The following is a 16,656-nucleotide window of genomic DNA, read 5'->3' as shown; positions in this document are numbered from 1 at the left end:
CCGCCCCCTCACGACCGCACCCCCACCAGCGGCGTCCCGCCGGCCTGCTCGGGCACCTCGATACGGGACTCGACGTACGGCGCCTCGGTCGTCGGCAGGGTGCCCGGGGTGCGGACGGCCCGTACGCACACCACCGCCGCGTTGACGATGACGACCGCGACGAGCAGCAGGAACAGGGCGATCAGTACGCCGTCGACGGTGGAGTTGGTGACCACGGTCCGCATGTCGTCGAGGGTCTTGGCGGGCGGGAGCACCTGTCCGGCGTCGATGCCGTCGGCGTACTTGGCGCGCTGGGCGAAGAAGCCGACGCGCGGGTCGTCGGAGAAGATCTTCTGCCAGCCCGCGGTGAAGGTGATCGCGACCACCCAGGCCAGCGGGACCCCGGTGACCCAGGCCCAGCGCAGCCGCCCGGACTTCACCAGGACCGTCGTGCACACCGTCAGCGCCACGGCCGCCAGCAGCTGGTTCGCGATACCGAAGAGCGGGAAGAGCTGGTTGATCCCGCCGAGCGGGTCGGTCGCGCCGGTGTAGAGGAAGTAGCCCCAGGCCATCACGACGAGTCCGCTGCACAGCCAGATGCCCGGCTTCCAGTTGACCCGGCCGATCGGCTTCCAGACGTTGCCGAGCATGTCCTGGAGCATGAAGCGCCCGACCCGGGTGCCCGCGTCGACGGTCGTCAGGATGAACAGCGCCTCGAACATGATCGCGAAGTGGTACCAGAAGGCCTTCATGGCGCTGCCGCCGAAGACCCCGGAGAAGATCTCCGACATGCCGACCGCGAGGGTCGGGGCGCCTCCGGAGCGGGCGATCAGTGTCTGTTCCTCCACCGCCTTCGCGGCCTGCGTGAGCTGGTCGGGCGTGATGGTGAAGCCCAGGCCGGCGACGGCGTGCGACGCCGACTCGGCCGTCGTGCCGAGCAGCCCCGCGGGGGCGTTCATCGCGTAGTACAGCCCCGGCTCCAGGGTCGCCGCCGCGATCAGCGCCATGATCGCGACGAACGACTCCATCAGCATGGCGCCGTAGCCGATCATCCTGACCTGGGACTCCTTCTGGATCAGCTTCGGAGTCGTCCCGGAGGAGACCAGCGCGTGGAAGCCGGACAGGGCGCCGCAGGCGATGGTGATGAAGAGGAAGGGGAACAGCGAGCCGGCGAAGACCGGGCCCGCGCCCGAGGAGGCGAAGTCGGTCACCGCGTCCGCGCGCAGCACCGGGGCGGCGACCACGACCCCCACCGCGAGCAGCGCGATCGTGCCGATCTTCATGAAGGTGGACAGGTAGTCGCGGGGCGCCAGGAGCATCCAGACCGGCAGGACGGAGGCCACGAAGCCGTAGCCGACCAGGCAGAAGACCAGGGTCGTCGGGCTCAGGGTGAAGGTGGCGGCCCATGAGGACTCCTGGACCCAGCTGCCGCCGACGATCGCGAGCAGCAGCAGGACGACGCCGATGAGGCTGGTCTCGACGACCCGGCCCGGGCGGATGCGGTGCAGCCAGAAGCCCATGAACAGGGCGATCGGGATGGTCATCGCGACGGAGAAGGTGCCCCACGGGGAGTGGGCGAGGGCGTTGACCACGACCAGGGCGAGCACACCGAGCAGGATGATCATGATGGCGAAGACCGCGATCAGCGCGGCCGCCCCGCCCGCCCGGCCGATCTCGTCACGGGCCATCTGCCCGAGCGACTTGCCGTCCCGGCGCATGGACAGGAACAGCACGACCATGTCCTGCACCGCACCGGCGAAGATCACTCCGGCGACGATCCACAGCGTGCCGGGCAGATAGCCCATCTGGGCCGCGAGGACCGGGCCCACGAGCGGTCCGGCGCCCGCGATCGCCGCGAAGTGGTGGCCGAGGAGCACCCGGCGGTCGGTGGGGTGGAAGTCGACGCCGTCCTCCAGACGCTCGGCCGGGGTGGCCCGGCGGTCGTCCGGTTTCAGGACGCGGCGCACGACGAAGCGGGAGTAGAAGCGGTAGGCGATCGCGTACGAGCCGAGCGCGGCGACGACCAGCCAGACCGCGGAGATCCTCTCCCCACGGGCCAGCGCGAGGACGCCCCAGGCGACCGCGCCGAGCAGCGAGACGACAGCCCACAGAAGGATCGACCGAGGTGACATACGGGACTTTTCAGGCGCCTCAAGGGCAGGCTGAAGGGCGGTTTCGGGCATGGCGGCTCCTCACCGAGAGCGGTGCGAGATCAGAAGGGCTCAGCGACGATGTCGGTCCGACAGGGCGTACGCGGCGAGCAGGCAGAGGCCGCACCCCGGCACCCAGGCGAGCTGGTACCAGTAGAAGAACGGCGTGCCCGCCAGGCGCGGCTCCGCACCGGCGTACATCGGGACCCACAGCAGTCCCGCGGCGGGTGCGAGAAGCAGTACGGCGATCGCGACGCGCCGTAGCCGGTGATGACCGGTCCGTGCCATGACCTGCGCTCCTCTCCACATCGCTGTGGGTCTGTGCAAGAGTTGCCCACCCGTCGCGGACGGTTGACAGCGAAAGTCCAGAAGATTTCCCGCCGGTTCCCTGTCATCCGTTCCGGCCGCCCGCGCAACTCTCCCGCGAGGGCACACACCAAGGACGGTGACCCATGGCCGACAGCGCCATGACCGCGACGTTCCTCGCCGTGATCGGCGGAGCGTCGCTGCTCGCCGTGACCGCGCGCCGACTGCACCCCAGCGACCGGCTGCCGTCCCTGGAGGGCTGGGCGCTCGCCGACCGCGGCCTCGGCCCGGTGTGGACCTGGCTGCTGCTGGGCGGCACGATCTTCACCGCGTACACCTTCACCGCCGTACCGGGACTGGCCTACGGCAACGGCGCGGCCGCCTTCTTCGCGGTGCCGTACACGGTGATCGTCTGCCCGATCGCCTTCGTGCTGCTCAGCAGGCTGGGTGAGGTGGCCCGGCGGCACGGCTACATCACCGCCGCCGACTTCGTGCGCGGCCGGTACGGTTCGGCGCCGCTGGCGCTGGTGGTCGCGCTGACCGGGATCCTCGCGACCATGCCGTATCTGGCACTCCAACTGCTCGGCATACGAGCGGTGTTGACCGCCGGGGGTGTCTATCCGCGGGGCGCCGCCGGTGATCTGGTGATGGTGGCCCTGTTCGCGGGCCTCGCGGTGGCCACCTACCGGCACGGCCTGCGGGCCCCCGCCGTGATCTCCGCGCTCAAGGCCGTCGCCGTCTTCGTCTCCCTCACCGCCGTCACCTGGCTGGTCCTGGAACGCCTCGGCGGACCGGGCGCCGTCTTCGACGGAGCCGCCGAACGCCTGGGCGGCCCCGCCCTGCTCCTCTCCCCCGAGCAGCAGCCCGCCTACGCCACCCTCGCCCTGGGCTCCGCCCTCGCCCTGCTGATGTACCCGCACGTCCTGACCGCCGGTTTCGCCGCCGACAGCCCGCGCACCCTGCGCAAGGTCGCCGTGGCCCTGCCCGCCTGGACCGGGCTGCTCGCCCTCTTCGGGTTCCTCGGCATCGCGGCGCTCGCGGCGGGTGTACGGGCACCGAAGGGGGGCGCCGAGACCGCCGTACCGATGCTGGTGGACCGGCTGATGCCGGGGCCGCTGGCCGGTCTGGTGTTCGGCGCGATCACCGTGGGGGCGCTGGTCCCGGCCGCGGTGATGTCGATCGCGGCGGCCACCAGCTTCGTCCGCAACGTCTACGTCGAGTACGTGCACCCCACCGCCACGCCCAAACGGCAGGTGCGCGTCGCCAAGGCGGTGTCGCTGACGGCGAAGGTCGGCGCGGTCGCGTTCGTGTTCGGACTGCGCGACCAGGACGCCGTCAACCTCCAGCTCCTCGGCGGGGTCTGGATCCTCCAGATCTTCCCGGCCGTCGCCGTGGGCCTGTTCACCGGCCGGCTGCACCCGCGCGCCCTGTTCACCGGATGGGCCGCGGGCATGCTGTCCGGCACCTACCTGGTCGTACGCGAGGGGTTCTCGACGATCGGGACCGGCCCCTTCCAGATCTACGCCGGGCTCACCGCCCTCCTGCTCAACCTGACCGTCGCCGTGATCGGCACCGCGGTCCTCGAACGAATCGGCGTCCCGCGCGGCGCCGACCTGACCGATCTGCCGTCGCGCCTGACCGTCGGCCGACGCCCGGAGACGGGAGCGAACAACCCGTGAGACAGCACCTGGGACACACCACCCCGGTACCGATACCGCTCACCCCCGCGGCGAGCGATCCGGCCGACGTGGAACGCGAGGCCGGCCTGGCCCGGCTCTTCGAGCGGCACTACGCCTCGATGCTGCGGCTCGCCGTGCTGCTCGGCGCCGACGACCCGGAGAACGTGGTCGCCGAGGCCTACTACCAGATCTACCGCAAGTGGCGGCGGCTGCGGGACACCGAGGCGGCGGAGGCCTATCTGCGCTCCACCGTCTGCAATCTGACCCGGATGCGGATACGGCACCTCCAGGTCGCCCGCAAGCACATCGAGGCGCCGTCGACCGAACTCGTCGCCTCCGCCGAGAGCACCGCCCTCCTCCACGACGACCAGCGCGTCCTCATCGACGCCCTCCAGCAGCTCCCGGCCCGGCAGCGCGAGGCGCTGGTGCTGCGGCACTGGCTCGGTCTGAAGGAGAGCGAGATCGCCTCCGCCATGGGGATCTCCTGCGGCTCCGTCAAGACCCACACGGCACGCGGCCTCGCCGCCCTGACCCAGGCGATGGAGGCCCGGCGATGAAGGACACCACCCCGGACCGCACCGAACGGGAACTCCAGGAGGCGCTGGCCGCGCTGGCGGGCGGTGTGCACGCGGCCCCCGACGCCTATCGCACGGCCCGCGGCGAATGGCTGCGCCGCGAACGCCGCCGTCGGCTCGTCCTCGCCGTGCTCATCGCGGTGGTCTTCGCGCTGGCGACACTGATCGGACTGTGGGTGCTGAACCAGGCGCCCTCCGACCCGGGGGTCATCTTCTCCGGCACCCAGGTGTCACTCCCCCGGCCGACCCCCTGATTGCCGCCGGGGCGCACCGGGAACCCGCATTCCCGTGCCCCTCATCGAGGATTACGCCCTCATCGGCGACGAACAGACAGCGGCCCTGGTCGGCAAGGACGGCAGCGTCGACTGGCTCTGCCTGCCCCGCTTCGACTCCGCCGCCTGCTTCGCCAGACTTCTCGGCGACGAGGAGAACGGCCACTGGCGCATCGCGCCCAAGGATGTCGACGGTGAGTGCGCCCGCCGCGCCTACCGCCCCGGCACCCTCGTCCTGGACACCGAGTGGGAGACGGACGAGGGGGCGGTACGGGTCACCGACCTGATGCCGCAGCGCCATCGCGCCCCCGACCTCGTGCGCATCGTGGAGGGGCTCCGCGGCCGGGTCACCGTGCGCAGCACGCTCCGGCTGCGCTTCGACTACGGCTCGATCGTGCCGTGGGTGCGCGAGTCCGACGGACACCGGGTGGCCGTCGCGGGACCCGACTCGACATGGCTGCGCAGCGAGCCCCCGGTGCACACCTGGGGCGAACACCTCGGGACACACTCGGAGTTCACCGTCGAGAAGGGCGAGAAGGTCGCCTTCGTGCTCACCTGGCACCCCTCGCACGAGCCGCGCCCGCCGCTGACCGACCCCTTCGAGTCGCTGGAGAACAGCGTCGCCGACTGGCGGGCCTGGTCGGCACGCTGCCGCTACGACGGTCCGCACCGGGACACCGTGGTCCGTTCCCTGATCACCCTGAAGGCGCTCACCTACCGGCCGACCGGCGGCATCGTGGCCGCGGCCACCACCTCCCTGCCCGAGGAGCTGGGTGGGGTGCGCAACTGGGACTACCGCTACTGCTGGCTGCGCGACTCCACGCTCACCCTGGGCGCCCTGGCGTCGTGCGGCTATCTGGAGGAGGCCGAGGCCTGGCGGAACTGGCTGCTGCGCGCGGTCGCCGGCGACCCGGCGGACCTCCAGATCATGTACGGCCTCGCGGGCGAGCGGCGGCTGCCCGAACTGGAGCTGCCGTGGCTGTCGGGTTTCGCCGGCTCCAAGCCCGTACGGATCGGCAACGAGGCCGTGAAACAGCTCCAGCTGGACGTGTACGGCGAGGTCATGGACTCGCTGTCGCTGGCGCGGCGGGCGGGGCTGCCCGCGAAACCGCACATGTGGTCCCTCCAGAGCGTCCTGCTGGACTTCCTGCGGACCAACTGGCGCCAGCCGGACGAGGGGCTGTGGGAGGTGCGCGGCGGCCGCCGCGACTTCGTCCACTCGAAGGTCATGGTGTGGGTCGCCGCCGACCGCGCGGTGCGCGCCCTGGAGGCCTACCCGGAGCTGAGCGGCGACGTGGACGGCTGGCGCGCGCTGCGCGACGAGGTGCACGGCGAGGTGTGCGAGAAGGGCTACGACCCCGAGCGGAACACGTTCACCCAGTACTACGGCTCGCGCGAGCTCGACGCGTCCCTGCTGCTGATCCCGCGCGTCGGCTTCCTCCCGCCCGACGACCCCCGGGTCGTCGGCACCGTCGACGCGGTCCGCGCGGAGCTGGGCCACGGCGGTTTCGTACGGCGTTACAGCGCCGCGGAGACGGCCGTGGACGGGCTGCCGGGCGGCGAGGGCACGTTCCTGGTGTGCTCGTTCTGGCTGGCCGACGCGCTCCACATGACGGGCCGTACCAGGGAGGCCCGGGACCTCTTCGAACGGCTGCTGGCGCTGACCAACGACGTGGGTCTGCTGGCCGAGGAGTACGACCCCGTGGGCGGCATGCAGCTCGGCAACTTCCCGCAGGCGTTCAGCCACATCGGTCTGGTGAACACCGCCCTCGCCCTGTTCGGGGGCGAGGAGGCAGGATAGGGGCCATGGATCTTGGACTGAAGGACCGCGTGTACGTCGTCACCGGGGCCACGCGTGGCCTCGGCAACGCGTCCGCGCGTGAGCTGGTCGCCGACGGGGCGAAGGTCGTTCTCACCGGGCGCGACGAGAAGCGGGCCGCCGACGCGGCGGCCGAGCTGGGGCCGGGCGCGGTCGGGGTGGCCGTCGACAACGCCGATCCGCAGGCGCCCGCCCGGCTGATCGCGGCCGCGCGGGAGAGCTTCGGCGGCTTCGACGGCATCCTCATCAGTGTCGGCGGTCCGGCGCCCGGGTTCCTCGCGGACAACACGGACGAACAGTGGGCCGCGGCCTTCGAGTCGGTGTTCCTGGGCGCGGTGCGGCTCGCCCGTGCGGCGGCGGCCGAGCTGGAGGCGGGCGGTGTCATCGGCTTCGTGCTGTCGGGTTCGGTGCACGAGCCGATTCCGGGGCTGACCATCTCGAACGGGCTGCGGCCGGGGCTCGCCGGGTTCGCGAAGTCCCTCGCGGACGAGTTGGGGCCGCGCGGGATCCGGGTCGTGGGGCTGCTGCCGTCCCGGATCGACACGGACCGGGTGCGCGAGCTGGACGGGTTGTCCGCGGACCCGGAGGCCACGCGTGCGGCCAACGAGTCGCGGATTCCGTTGCGGCGGTACGGGACGCCCGAGGAGTTCGGGCGTACGGCGGCGTTCCTGTTGTCGCCGGCCGCTTCCTACCTGACCGGGATCATGATGCCGGTCGACGGCGGCATGCGGCACGGGTTCTAGTTTCTCAACTGACCCTCGCCGCGCGGTGCTTGACCGCCTTCATCCTGACCTCCGACGGCAGCGACGCCAGCCCCGCCGAGTTCCGCGCGTGCGTCAGCGCCTGCGTCGTCAGGTGGTCCAGGGCCGTCCCGGGGTCCACGTACGGTTCCAGCAGGAGCCGTACGCGGGTCTCGGGGGCGTTGCGCCTGCCCGTCAGCTGGACGTGGGCGTGGGACACGCCGTCCAATTCCGTCGCCTCGTTGGCCAGTACGCCTTCCAGGGCCCGGCCCCGCAGCAGCGCGCCCTCGCCGTCGCCGGTGTCCACCAGAACCTCGGTCAGCCGGTGCCGGCGCAGGTTCGCGGTCAGCCACCACAGGGTGAGCAGGACGAGGACGGCCAGTACGGCGAGGACGGTGGGCCACCACCAGCCCTGGTTCTCCCCGCGGGTGCGTTCGGTGTCGTCGAGCAGGACGTCGTGCGGGCCGTCGTGGATCCACCAGGACGGCGGGTTCAGCCCCAGCCCCACGGCGAGCACCGAACCCCCGACCACCAGCAGGACGAGTCCGACCACCCCGAGCACGACACGGTTGACGATCCGGACCATCGGCCTCACCCCTTCTTTCCCGGCCGCCGTACCCGCACCGACAGTGCGGGTGGCCTGGCCAGGCCCAGCCCCGTGATCGCCTCGGCCAGCGTGGCGTCCAGGTCGGCGCGTACGTCGTCCAGTTCGCGGAAGTGCGAGACCGCGGCGACGTCGGCCTTGGCGCGGGTCAGGTGTACGCGTACCGACTGGACGCCGGAGACCTCCACGGCCCGGTCGCGCAGGACCAGGGCGGCGGCCTCGCGGTGGAGTCCGGCGCGTACGTCGGTCTGCGTGCGCCGCATCGGCAGGATGCCGCGCAGACCCGGGGTGGCGGCGAGGACGATCAGCCAGCCGCCGAGCGCGGCGGCGATGCCGGCGCCGACGAGGACCCAGATGTCGTCGAGGGGGCGTTCGGCGAGTTGCGCGGCCAGCTCGCGGCGCCAGCGCATGGCGGGCTGCTCGGCGCGGACCGCGGTGATGTCGTAGAGGAAGAATCCGGCGGTCACCATGAGCAGCAGCGCGACGACGGCCGCCGGGACCCGTCGCGCCGACCAGAAGCGGCCCTCGTCCCCGCCCGCCAGGACAGGTGGTGGTGCGTTGTCGGGTTCGGTCGCCTTCTCCAGAACCGGCAGCCGCTGTGTCGTTCCCTCCGAGCCCTGGGACTCGCTCATCGCGTCCTCCCCTGTGCCGCGCCGTGTGCCGGATGCAGCCGCTCCACATGCACGGCGACTTCCGGCACCTCCATTCCCACCAACGCGCGTACCCGCTCCGCCACATGCCGACGCACCCGGGAACAGCGGGCGCCTATGTCGGTGGGGTAGTCGAGTTCGAGGTGGACCCGGACGCGCACGGTCCGATGGTGGACGACGACCGTGGCGTGCGGGGGCGCCGCGTCCCCGGGGACCTCCCCGACCGCCTCGCGCGCCGCCTGGGAGGCGATCTTCGCCACGACCCGGTCGGCGATCCGGGTCGCGCCGCGTTCGCCGGGCGGGACGACGGTCAGGGGTCTGCGGAGTTCACCCGAGTCGGTGGTCACCCATGTCACCGCCGGTCACGGCGACCGTCGCGGGGACGGAAGAAGTCACCGAGTTCCAGGTCCCCCTCCAGGAACCGCCCGACGACGAAACCGATGGCGCCCAGGGCCGCCACCAGCAGGAAGGCACCGAACCCGCCGAAGTACCCGGCGAAGCCCAGTGCCATGCCGGCGATCATGCCGGCCACGGCCATGCTCATGGTGCGCTCCCCTCAGCTCTCACCAGAATCACTGGAGCCGGGACTCCGGCTCTTCGTCCTCTTCCTCGGGCAGCTTCACATCGCTCACCGCGATGTTGACCTCGACGACCTCCAGGCCGGTCATCCGCTCCACCGCCGCGATCACGTTCTCCCGAACGGCGTGGGCCACCTCGTTGATCGACACGCCGTAGTCGACGACGATCTCCAGATCGAGCGCGGTCTGCACCTCGCCGACCTCGACCTTCACCCCTCGGGTCACGGACTTCGCGCCGCCCGGCACCCGGTCCCGCACGGCCCCGAAGGTGCGGCTCAGCCCGCTGCCCATCGCGTGCACGCCGACCACGTCCCGGGCCGCCAGCCCGGCGATCTTCTCCACGACCCCGTCGGCGATGGTGGTCCGCCCCCGGGTCGCCGGATCCCCGCCGCCTCGTTTGGTGGGCTTGCGCGGCTGCACGCCCGTCTCCGCCTCAGGGCTCTGCGTCATGTCGGTCATCGCCGTACGTCCTCCCTTTCGGTCGTCGTCCTGGGACCACGGTAAGTGGGGTTGCGTCCTCGTGCGCCGGTGATGCGGCAGGCTGGAGCAATGACGGCGGACCGGTGGGCGGGGAGAGTGCGGCATCAGCTGGGGCTCGGGAGGCTGCTGCCGCTGGGCGGCGCGCACGACGGCGCGTGGATCGCGGAGCAGGCGGCCGAGGCGGTGCTGCGGCGTGCGGTACGGGAGCTGAGCGGCGTACGCCTCGACGGGCTGCGGATCGCCCTCGCCGACCCGGAGGACGTGCACGACCCCGCCGTACCGCCTCCGCCCAGTGCGCTGCCGCCGGGCCCGCTGCGGGTGACGGCGGAGTTCGCGGCGACGGCGGACGAGCCGCTGCCGGCCACGGCTGCGCTGCTGCGCGCCGCCCTGGCGACGGCGGCGACGGAACGGCTCGGTCTGACGGTGACCGAGGTCGACCTGCGGGTGACGTCCCTGCTGGACGAGGAACCGGAAGCCGCCCCCCTACGGCAGCCGGAACCGGCGTCGGCCGGGGCCGGTGACGATCCCGTGGCCGGCGCGGCGCTGTCGGTGCCGGGGGTCATCGGGCTGACCGCGGCGCTGGGCCGTGCGGTGCAGGTCGAGGAGCGGCAGGGCGGGACGGCCCTGCCGCGGCGCCACGTCCGGGTGGAGGTGGCGGTGGACGCGGAGCGCCGGGCGGTGGAGGTCGCCCGGGCGGTCCGCCGGGAGGTGGGGAAGGCGCTCCCCGGTCGCCCGACGGTGGCGGTGCTGGTGACCGTCGTCGGGTGAGGGCTGGAGTGCTTACTCGCCCACGCCGGCCAGGTCCCGCAGACGGCGCGTCTGAGCGGCGCGCTCGGCGGCGCGCTGCTCGTCGTAGGTGCGGTCCTGCGCACCGCGCAGCAGGGCCTTCGTCTCGATGACAGCGTCCCTGGGGGCGGCCAGCAGTGCCGCGGCCAGGTCCTGGACCGCGCCGTCGAGCTGATCGAGCGGTACGGCGATGTTGGCGAGGCCGGTGTTCACCGCTTCCTCGGCCGGCACGAAGCGCCCGGTGGCGCAGATCTCCAGCGCCCGGGCGTAGCCGACCAGCGAGAGGAGAGGATGCGTGCCCGTGAGGTCCGGGACGAGGCCGAGGCCGGTCTCGCGCATGGCGAACTGCACGTCGTCGGCGACGACGCGGAAGTCGCAGGCGAGCGCGAGCTGGAAGCCCGCCCCGATGGCATGCCCCTGGACGGCGGCGATGGACACGATGTCGCTACGCCGCCACCAGGTGAAGCCCTCCTGGAACTCCGCGATGGCAGCGTCGAGTTCGGCGTCACCACTGCGGGCGAGGTCGATGAACGACGGTTCGCCTTCGATCCCCTCCGGCGTGAACATCTGCCGGTCGAGCCCCGCGGAGAAGGACTTGCCCTCGCCACGCAGCACGACGACACGGACGGAGCCGGGCACGAGCCGACCGGCCTCGGCGAGCGCGCGCCACAGAGCGGGGCTCTGCGCGTTGCGCTTGGCGGGGTTGGTCAGCGTCACCGTGGCGAGCGCGTTGTCGACGGTGAGCCGTACGCCGTCCTTGTCGAGCAGGGGAACGAGTTCCTGGCCCATGGGGCGCCTCCGATGAGTGCGGTCATCCTCCGTGCCACTTGGCACGGCTAAGTGACTGCACAGTAACCACCCGGACGATCAGAAGACCGACCGGGTGGCCACCATCGAAGCCGAGGGGCCGCCCGGAATCAGGACGACGCGGCCTTCTTGCCCCGGGTCGCGCCGCCACGCCCACGGAGCGTGACGCCGGACTCGCTGAGCATCCGGTGTACGAAGCCATACGAGCGGCCGGTTTCCTCGGCCAGCGCTCGGATGCTCGCACCGGAGTCGTACTTCTTCTTCAGGTCTGCCGCGAGCTTGTCGCGCGCGGCGCCGGTTACCCGGCTGCCCTTCTTCAGAGTCTCGGCCACCCGTGCCTCCTCATGGGAAGTGCGCTCTGGTCCCCTCATGATCACCCCTCCGGGGCTTCATGGCCACCCATTCGGCAAGGTCCGTAAGACAAGGTTGTGACGACAGGAGCGCATCCCCACATACGGAATCTGTGATTCCGCGAAGAGCTGTTCGTACCGCCGAACGGGTTCTTTTGTGAAGTGCCTGGTCAGAGACGCGGCGCGGCCGAGCCCTTGTCGATAAAGGGATCGGCCGCGAAGTGGATGTAGGACACACCTCGGTACGAGGAGATCTCACACAGATGATGGATCACCGGTAAGCCGAATGATCCATACCTAGTTGATCAACCGTTCGATCAAGCGAGGGCGACGAGGTCCGCGTAGTCGGAACCCCACAGATCCTCGACCCCGTCCGGCAGCAGAATGATCCGCTCCGGCTGGAGCGCCTCGACGGCGCCCTCGTCGTGGGTGACCAGCACGACCGCGCCCTTGTAGGTGCGCAGCGCGCCGAGGATCTCCTCGCGGCTGGCCGGGTCGAGGTTGTTGGTGGGCTCGTCCAGGAGCAGCACGTTCGCCGAGGAGACGACCAGGGTGGCGAGGGCCAGACGGGTCTTCTCACCGCCGGAGAGGACCCCGGCGGGCTTCTCCACGTCGTCGCCGGAGAACAGGAAGGAACCCAGCACCTTGCGGACCTCGACCAGGTCCAGGTCGGGGGCGGAGGAGCGCATGTTCTCCAGGACCGAGCGCTCCGGGTCCAGGGTCTCGTGCTCCTGGGCGTAGTAGCCGATCTTGAGCCCGTGACCGGGGACGACCGCGCCGGTGTCCGGCTGCTCGGCACCGGCGAGGAGCCGGAGCAGGGTCGTTTTTCCGGCGCCGTTGAGACCGAGGATGACGACCCTGGAGCCCTTGTCGATGGCCAGGTCGACGTCGGTGAAGATCTCCAGGGAGCCGTAGGACTTCGACAGTCCCTCGGCCGTCAGCGGGGTCTTGCCGCAGGGCGCGGGGTCGGGGAAGCGGAGCTTGGCGACCTTGTCGGAGACCCGCACCGCGTCGAGCCCGGCGAGCAGCCGGTCGGCCCGCTTGGCCATGTTCTGCGCGGCGACCGTCTTGGTGGCCTTGGCGCGCATCTTGTCGGCCTGCGAGTGCAGCGCGGCGGCCTTCTTCTCGGCGTTCTGCCGCTCGCGCTTGCGACGCTTCTCGTCGGCCTCGCGCTGCTGCTGGTAGAGCTTCCAGCCCATGTTGTAGACGTCGATCTGGGCGCGGTTGGCGTCCAGGTAGAAGACCTTGTTGACGACCGTCTCGACCAGGTCGACGTCGTGGGAGATCACGATGAAGCCGCCGCGGTAGGTCTTGAGGTAGTCGCGCAGCCAGACGATCGAGTCGGCGTCGAGGTGGTTGGTGGGCTCGTCGAGGAGCAGGGTGTCCGCGTCCGAGAACAGGATCCGCGCCAGCTCGATACGGCGGCGCTGACCACCGGAGAGCGTGTGCAGCGGCTGGCCGAGCACCCGGTCGGGCAGGTTGAGCGCGGCCGCGATGGTGGCGGCCTCGGCCTCGGCGGAGTACCCGCCCTTGGTGAGGAACTCGGTCTCCTGGCGCTCGTACTGCCGCATGGCCTTGTCACGGGTGGCACCGCTGCCGTTGGCGATCCGCTGCTCGTTCTCACGCATCTTGCGGATCAGTACGTCGAGACCGCGCGCGGAGAGGATCCGGTCGCGGGCGAGGACGTCGAGGTCGCCGGTGCGGGGGTCCTGCGGGAGGTAGCCGACCTCTCCGGAGCGGGTGATGGTGCCGCCGGCCGGCTGGCCCTCGCCGGCGAGGCACTTGGTGAGGGTGGTCTTCCCCGCGCCGTTGCGGCCGACCAGACCGATGCGGTCGCCCTTGGCGACTCGGAAGGTGGCGGACTCGATGAGGACTCGGGCGCCGGCGCGCAGCTCGATACCGGAGGCGGAGATCACGGACAGACTCCAGGGCAGGTTGTTTGGCGGTCGGGCGGCTGAGGACGTTCCCGCCGTCTAATGCGCGAGGAGAATGGCCATGGGCCAAGTCTAACGGGGGCGTGCAAGCACTTTTTCTGGGTGCGGGTGTTCGGGCTCCTCCGGGTGCGGGTGCCGGAGCCGTGGATCACGATGACGGCATGCAGTTCGACGACGACGCCCAGCTGGACACCTCCGAGGTCCAGGACGTGCGCGGCAGCCGCATCCCCGGGGGCAGGGCGACCGTGGGCGGCGGCATCGCCGGGCTGATCGCCCTGCTGCTGGGGCTGTTTCTCGGGGTCGGCCCCGACCAGCTCGGGCTCACCGACGAGGGCGGCGGGCAGCCGGTGGCCACCGCGTCCGCCCTCGCCCAGGTCCAGCAGTCCTGCCGCACCGGCCAGGACGCGAACACCAGGGACGACTGCCGCATGGTGGCCGTGGTCAACAGCGTGCAGGACTACTGGGACCAGGAGTTCCAGCGGCGCAGCGGGACGTACACCCGCTCCCCCACCGTCTTCTTCAGCCAGCGGGTCGGCACCGCGTGCGGCGCGGCCACCTCGGCGGTCGGGCCGTTCTACTGCCCCGGCGACCGCAAGGTCTATCTGGACCTGGGCTTCTTCGACGAGCTGCGCTCCAAGTTCGGCGCGAGCGGCGGCGCCTTCGCGCAGGCATACGTCGTCGCGCACGAGTACGGGCACCATGTGCAGGACCTGATGGGCACCCTGAGCCGGTCGCAGGACGGGCGCACGGGTGAGAACAGCAACGCGGTGAAGGTGGAGCTCCAGGCCGACTGCTACGCGGGGGTGTGGGCGCACCACGCGACCACGACGAAGGACGAGTCGACGGGGCGGCCGCTGATCACCAGCCTCACCGAGGCGGACATCGCCGACGGTCTGGACGCTGCGGCGGCCGTGGGTGACGACCGGATCCAGGAGCGGTTCCAGGGGCGGGTGACGCCCGAGTCGTGGACGCACGGGTCGGCGGCGCAGCGCCAGCAGTGGTTCCACCAGGGGTTCGAGACCGGTGACATGGCCCGGTGCAACACCTTCCGCTGAGCTGTCCTGGGGGTGTTCTGGCTGGTCAGGGGCCGTTGTCAGTGGTCGCTGCGAGACTGGTGACAGGTTCGGATTCGCGGCATTTGATCACAAGGGAGTGATCGGCATGGCAGGCACGAGCGGTGGGCGGCCCAGCATCTATCCGACGCTGGTGTACGCGGACGCCAAGGCAGCGGTGAAGCAGCTCACGGAGGCTTTCGGCTTCTCCGAGCTGGCCGTCTACGAGGGCGAGGACGGCAAGGTGGCCCATGCCGAGCTGGTGCAGGGCAACGGAGCGGTCATGCTCGGCTCGAAGGGCACCGGCAGCAAGTTCGACGCCGCCATGAAGGACGCCGGCACCACCGGGGTGTACGTCGTCGTGGACGACGTCGACGCACACCACCGACGGGCGGTGGAGCAGGGCGCGGAGATCCTGATGCCCCCGACCGACCAGGACTACGGGGCGCGGGACTACATGGCCCGGGATCTCGAAGGCAATGTGTGGAGCTTCGGGACGTACGCCCCCGAGATCACGGCCTGACCCGCTGTCAGCTGCCTCCCGTGTGCACCTGGAAGGCCGCCCGGCGGACCGCCTTGGCCAGCGCGGGGTCGGGGTGGGCGGCGGCGAGCGCCACCAGGACCTGCACCGTGCGGGGGTGACCGACGGCGCGCACCTCGTCGAGGAGCATGGGGACGGTCGGCTGCACCGCGGACTCCAGATGCCGCACCAGCAGCGGGGCCTCCCCGTGGTCGGCCACGGCGGCGGCGGTGTCGACCCACAGCCAGGTGGCCTCCTCCCGGGTGAGCACCTCGTGGGCGTCCTCCGGATCGGCGCCGTCGTGCACGGCGAGCCAGAGGAGGGCGTACGGCCGCAGGCCGGGCTCCTCGGTCACCGCGCGCACATCGGGCTCGGCGGGGGCGCCGACGACCCGCAGCGCCTCGAAGGCGAGGCCGCGCAGCAGGGCGTCCTCGCCGCGGGCGGCGCCGAGGAGCTCGGTGACGGCGCTGCCGACGGGTCTGGCGGCGAGCCAGGCGCGGTACTCGTCGCGGGCCGCCTTGGGGCGGAGCTGGGCGCAGCCGCGGAGCATCTCCTCGGCGACGGCCTCGATGTTGCCGGCGGGGCTCTGCGCGGCGACGCAGATCTGCTCCAGCTTGACCCACACCGCCCAGCTGCCGAGCGGGGTCAGCGTGGCCTGGCCGTCGCCGTAGGTGAGGGCGCCGACGGAGGCGAGGGCGCGCAGGGCCCAGTCGAGGAGGGGACCGAGCGGGGTGTCCCGGGGCTGCGCCTGGTCCGGGTCGGGCTGCGGACCGTAGGGGATCTCGCAGCGTTCGGTGCGCAGTTCGGTGACCCGCTGCTCCAGGAGGTCCAGCAGCTGCTCCACGGGCTCGGGTCCGGCGGAGAGCTGGAGGAAGGACAGCACCTGGGGCATGGCGGAGACGACCTCGGCGACCGTCGCGGCCTCCTGCTCCGCGGGTTCCGGGTGGGCGAGCGACCAGGCGTCGAAGAGGGCGACCCAGCCCCGCAGGACGGCGCTGTCGTCGCGGTCCCAGGCGCGCAGGCGCCAGCCGGGGCGGGCGCTGTCGCCGTGCACCTCGACCAGTCCGGCGAGCCGGGCGGTGTCCCACTCGGCACGCACCTGAGCCATGCTCAGGCCCAGGGATGCCGCGGCCCGTTCGGCGCTGGCGTCGGACAGGGTGGCCTTGCCGTCGTGCTGCCCGGCGTCCCTGCCGGGGCCCAGGGCGGCGTCGGCCCAGTGGGCGACGCACCCCTGGCCCCCCGCAGGGACGCCGGGCGGCACCTGTCTCTTAAACACCTCTCCCAACCCACGCGACACCGGCGCCTCCCGCATGCCGCCCTCTGCTTCCACAAAGAAAGCCCATGCCACGAGCTGCCGCACCATGCGCCTGCTCGA

General features: G+C 71.6%; 19 protein-coding genes. 8 read left to right on the top strand and 11 right to left on the bottom strand.

Translation table 11 applies throughout. The features are described from left to right. Positions 1-8: 8 nt before the first annotated feature. A complete protein-coding gene (locus HLK59_RS40130; RefSeq protein WP_171146587.1) occupies positions 9-2,162 on the bottom strand; it encodes a carbon starvation CstA family protein in 2,154 nt (717 codons plus the stop codon). 39 nt (positions 2,163-2,201) lie between these two features. Then, positions 2,202-2,417, bottom strand: a complete 216-nt coding sequence (locus tag HLK59_RS40125) for a DUF3311 domain-containing protein (RefSeq protein WP_037708068.1) — start codon at positions 2,415-2,417, stop codon at positions 2,202-2,204. Between the two features lie 164 nt (positions 2,418-2,581). On the opposite strand from HLK59_RS40125, the gene HLK59_RS40120 reads away from it, so the two are divergent. From HLK59_RS40120 to HLK59_RS40100, 5 genes are read left to right on the top strand one after another with little or no spacing between them, the layout of a single operon-like run. After that, positions 2,582-4,114 carry a sodium:solute symporter gene (locus HLK59_RS40120; RefSeq protein ID WP_171146586.1) on the top strand — a complete coding sequence of 511 codons (1,533 nt, stop codon included), beginning with the start codon at positions 2,582-2,584 and terminating at the stop codon, positions 4,112-4,114. Then, complete coding sequence (locus tag HLK59_RS40115; protein ID WP_171146585.1) at positions 4,111-4,671, top strand: SigE family RNA polymerase sigma factor; 561 nt, start codon at positions 4,111-4,113, stop codon at positions 4,669-4,671. The genes HLK59_RS40120 and HLK59_RS40115 overlap by 4 nt, the downstream gene beginning before the upstream one ends. Further along, entirely contained in the window at positions 4,668-4,943 is a 276-nt protein-coding gene (locus tag HLK59_RS40110) for a hypothetical protein (protein WP_171146584.1), read from the top strand. The genes HLK59_RS40115 and HLK59_RS40110 overlap by 4 nt, the downstream gene beginning before the upstream one ends. A 34-nt stretch (positions 4,944-4,977) precedes the next feature. Continuing rightward, the gene (locus tag HLK59_RS40105; protein ID WP_171146583.1) at positions 4,978-6,762 is read left to right on the top strand and encodes a glycoside hydrolase family 15 protein; all 1,785 of its coding nucleotides are present in this window, start codon (positions 4,978-4,980) and stop codon (positions 6,760-6,762) included. Positions 6,763-6,767: 5 nt separating this feature from the next. Continuing rightward, positions 6,768-7,523 (top strand): SDR family oxidoreductase, encoded by a 756-nt coding sequence (locus HLK59_RS40100; protein ID WP_171146582.1) that lies wholly within the window; start codon positions 6,768-6,770, stop codon positions 7,521-7,523. Between the two features lie 4 nt (positions 7,524-7,527). Here the strand turns inward: HLK59_RS40100 and amaP are convergent, their stop codons facing one another. The 5 genes from amaP to HLK59_RS40075 are packed head-to-tail and all read right to left on the bottom strand — an operon-like array spanning position 7,528 to position 9,811. Beyond that, on the bottom strand, positions 7,528-8,106 hold the full coding sequence (gene amaP / locus HLK59_RS40095) for an alkaline shock response membrane anchor protein AmaP (protein ID WP_171146581.1): 579 nt from the start codon (positions 8,104-8,106) through the stop codon (positions 7,528-7,530). Positions 8,107-8,111: 5 nt separating this feature from the next. Beyond that, positions 8,112-8,756: a DUF6286 domain-containing protein gene (locus HLK59_RS40090; RefSeq protein WP_171146580.1), complete on the bottom strand. Its 645-nt coding sequence runs from the start codon at positions 8,754-8,756 to the stop codon at positions 8,112-8,114. Then, positions 8,753-9,130, bottom strand: coding sequence for an Asp23/Gls24 family envelope stress response protein (locus HLK59_RS40085; RefSeq protein WP_171146579.1), 378 nt, complete (start codon positions 9,128-9,130; stop codon positions 8,753-8,755). The genes HLK59_RS40090 and HLK59_RS40085 overlap by 4 nt, the downstream gene beginning before the upstream one ends. Beyond that, positions 9,127-9,318, bottom strand: coding sequence for a hypothetical protein (locus HLK59_RS40080; RefSeq protein ID WP_171146578.1), 192 nt, complete (start codon positions 9,316-9,318; stop codon positions 9,127-9,129). The genes HLK59_RS40085 and HLK59_RS40080 overlap by 4 nt, the downstream gene beginning before the upstream one ends. Positions 9,319-9,346: 28 nt before the next feature. Next, positions 9,347-9,811 (bottom strand): Asp23/Gls24 family envelope stress response protein, encoded by a 465-nt coding sequence (locus tag HLK59_RS40075; RefSeq protein WP_171146577.1) that lies wholly within the window; start codon positions 9,809-9,811, stop codon positions 9,347-9,349. Between the two features lie 90 nt (positions 9,812-9,901). On the opposite strand from HLK59_RS40075, the gene HLK59_RS40070 reads away from it, so the two are divergent. Continuing rightward, complete coding sequence (locus tag HLK59_RS40070) at positions 9,902-10,600, top strand: nucleopolyhedrovirus P10 family protein (RefSeq protein WP_171146576.1); 699 nt, start codon at positions 9,902-9,904, stop codon at positions 10,598-10,600. Between the two features lie 12 nt (positions 10,601-10,612). On the opposite strand, the gene HLK59_RS40065 is transcribed toward HLK59_RS40070, so the two are convergent. The 3 genes from HLK59_RS40065 to HLK59_RS40055 form a co-directional block, all read right to left on the bottom strand. Beyond that, a complete protein-coding gene (locus HLK59_RS40065; RefSeq protein ID WP_171146575.1) occupies positions 10,613-11,407 on the bottom strand; it encodes an enoyl-CoA hydratase/isomerase family protein in 795 nt (264 codons plus the stop codon). A gap of 128 nt (positions 11,408-11,535) precedes the next feature. Beyond that, complete coding sequence (locus HLK59_RS40060) at positions 11,536-11,757, bottom strand: helix-turn-helix domain-containing protein (protein ID WP_004002281.1); 222 nt, start codon at positions 11,755-11,757, stop codon at positions 11,536-11,538. 335 nt (positions 11,758-12,092) lie between these two features. Further along, the gene (locus tag HLK59_RS40055) at positions 12,093-13,691 is read right to left on the bottom strand and encodes an ABC-F family ATP-binding cassette domain-containing protein (RefSeq protein WP_171146574.1); all 1,599 of its coding nucleotides are present in this window, start codon (positions 13,689-13,691) and stop codon (positions 12,093-12,095) included. 179 nt (positions 13,692-13,870) lie between these two features. Between HLK59_RS40055 and HLK59_RS40050 the strand changes: the two genes are divergently transcribed. Together HLK59_RS40050 and HLK59_RS40045 are read left to right on the top strand one after the other, a co-directional pair. Continuing rightward, positions 13,871-14,764: a neutral zinc metallopeptidase gene (locus HLK59_RS40050; RefSeq protein ID WP_171146573.1), complete on the top strand. Its 894-nt coding sequence runs from the start codon at positions 13,871-13,873 to the stop codon at positions 14,762-14,764. A 106-nt stretch (positions 14,765-14,870) separates the two neighbouring features. After that, complete coding sequence (locus tag HLK59_RS40045) at positions 14,871-15,284, top strand: VOC family protein (RefSeq protein ID WP_171146572.1); 414 nt, start codon at positions 14,871-14,873, stop codon at positions 15,282-15,284. 7 nt (positions 15,285-15,291) lie between these two features. Here HLK59_RS40045 and HLK59_RS40040 read toward each other — a convergent pair whose 3' ends face one another. Further along, the gene (locus HLK59_RS40040) at positions 15,292-16,557 is read right to left on the bottom strand and encodes a hypothetical protein (protein WP_346779924.1); all 1,266 of its coding nucleotides are present in this window, start codon (positions 16,555-16,557) and stop codon (positions 15,292-15,294) included. Between the last annotated feature and the right edge of the window lie 99 nt (positions 16,558-16,656).

Source organism: Streptomyces sp. S3(2020), from assembly GCF_013044505.1.
GTDB lineage: Bacteria > Actinomycetota > Actinomycetes > Streptomycetales > Streptomycetaceae > Streptomyces.
Note: the sequence above shows the minus strand (reverse complement) of the source record. Positions and strands in the feature narration are given on the sequence as shown.

Excerpts from the sequence above, each read along its gene's own strand:
- HLK59_RS40100 (WP_171146582.1), top strand. The coding sequence starts at position 6,768 with ATGGATCTTGGACTGAAGGACCGCGTGTACGTCGTCACCGGGGCCACG.
- HLK59_RS40090 (WP_171146580.1), bottom strand. The coding sequence starts at position 8,756 with ATGAGCGAGTCCCAGGGCTCGGAGGGAACGACACAGCGGCTGCCGGTT.
- HLK59_RS40045 (WP_171146572.1), top strand. The coding sequence starts at position 14,871 with ATGGCAGGCACGAGCGGTGGGCGGCCCAGCATCTATCCGACGCTGGTG.
- amaP (WP_171146581.1), bottom strand. The coding sequence starts at position 8,106 with ATGGTCCGGATCGTCAACCGTGTCGTGCTCGGGGTGGTCGGACTCGTC.
- HLK59_RS40065 (WP_171146575.1), bottom strand. The coding sequence starts at position 11,407 with ATGGGCCAGGAACTCGTTCCCCTGCTCGACAAGGACGGCGTACGGCTC.
- HLK59_RS40120 (WP_171146586.1), top strand. The coding sequence starts at position 2,582 with ATGGCCGACAGCGCCATGACCGCGACGTTCCTCGCCGTGATCGGCGGA.
- HLK59_RS40080 (WP_171146578.1), bottom strand. The coding sequence starts at position 9,318 with ATGAGCATGGCCGTGGCCGGCATGATCGCCGGCATGGCACTGGGCTTC.
- HLK59_RS40075 (WP_171146577.1), bottom strand. The coding sequence starts at position 9,811 with ATGACCGACATGACGCAGAGCCCTGAGGCGGAGACGGGCGTGCAGCCG.
- HLK59_RS40130 (WP_171146587.1), bottom strand. The coding sequence starts at position 2,162 with ATGCCCGAAACCGCCCTTCAGCCTGCCCTTGAGGCGCCTGAAAAGTCC.
- HLK59_RS40110 (WP_171146584.1), top strand. The coding sequence starts at position 4,668 with ATGAAGGACACCACCCCGGACCGCACCGAACGGGAACTCCAGGAGGCG.
- HLK59_RS40070 (WP_171146576.1), top strand. The coding sequence starts at position 9,902 with ATGACGGCGGACCGGTGGGCGGGGAGAGTGCGGCATCAGCTGGGGCTC.
- HLK59_RS40125 (WP_037708068.1), bottom strand. The coding sequence starts at position 2,417 with ATGGCACGGACCGGTCATCACCGGCTACGGCGCGTCGCGATCGCCGTA.
- HLK59_RS40050 (WP_171146573.1), top strand. The coding sequence starts at position 13,871 with ATGCAGTTCGACGACGACGCCCAGCTGGACACCTCCGAGGTCCAGGAC.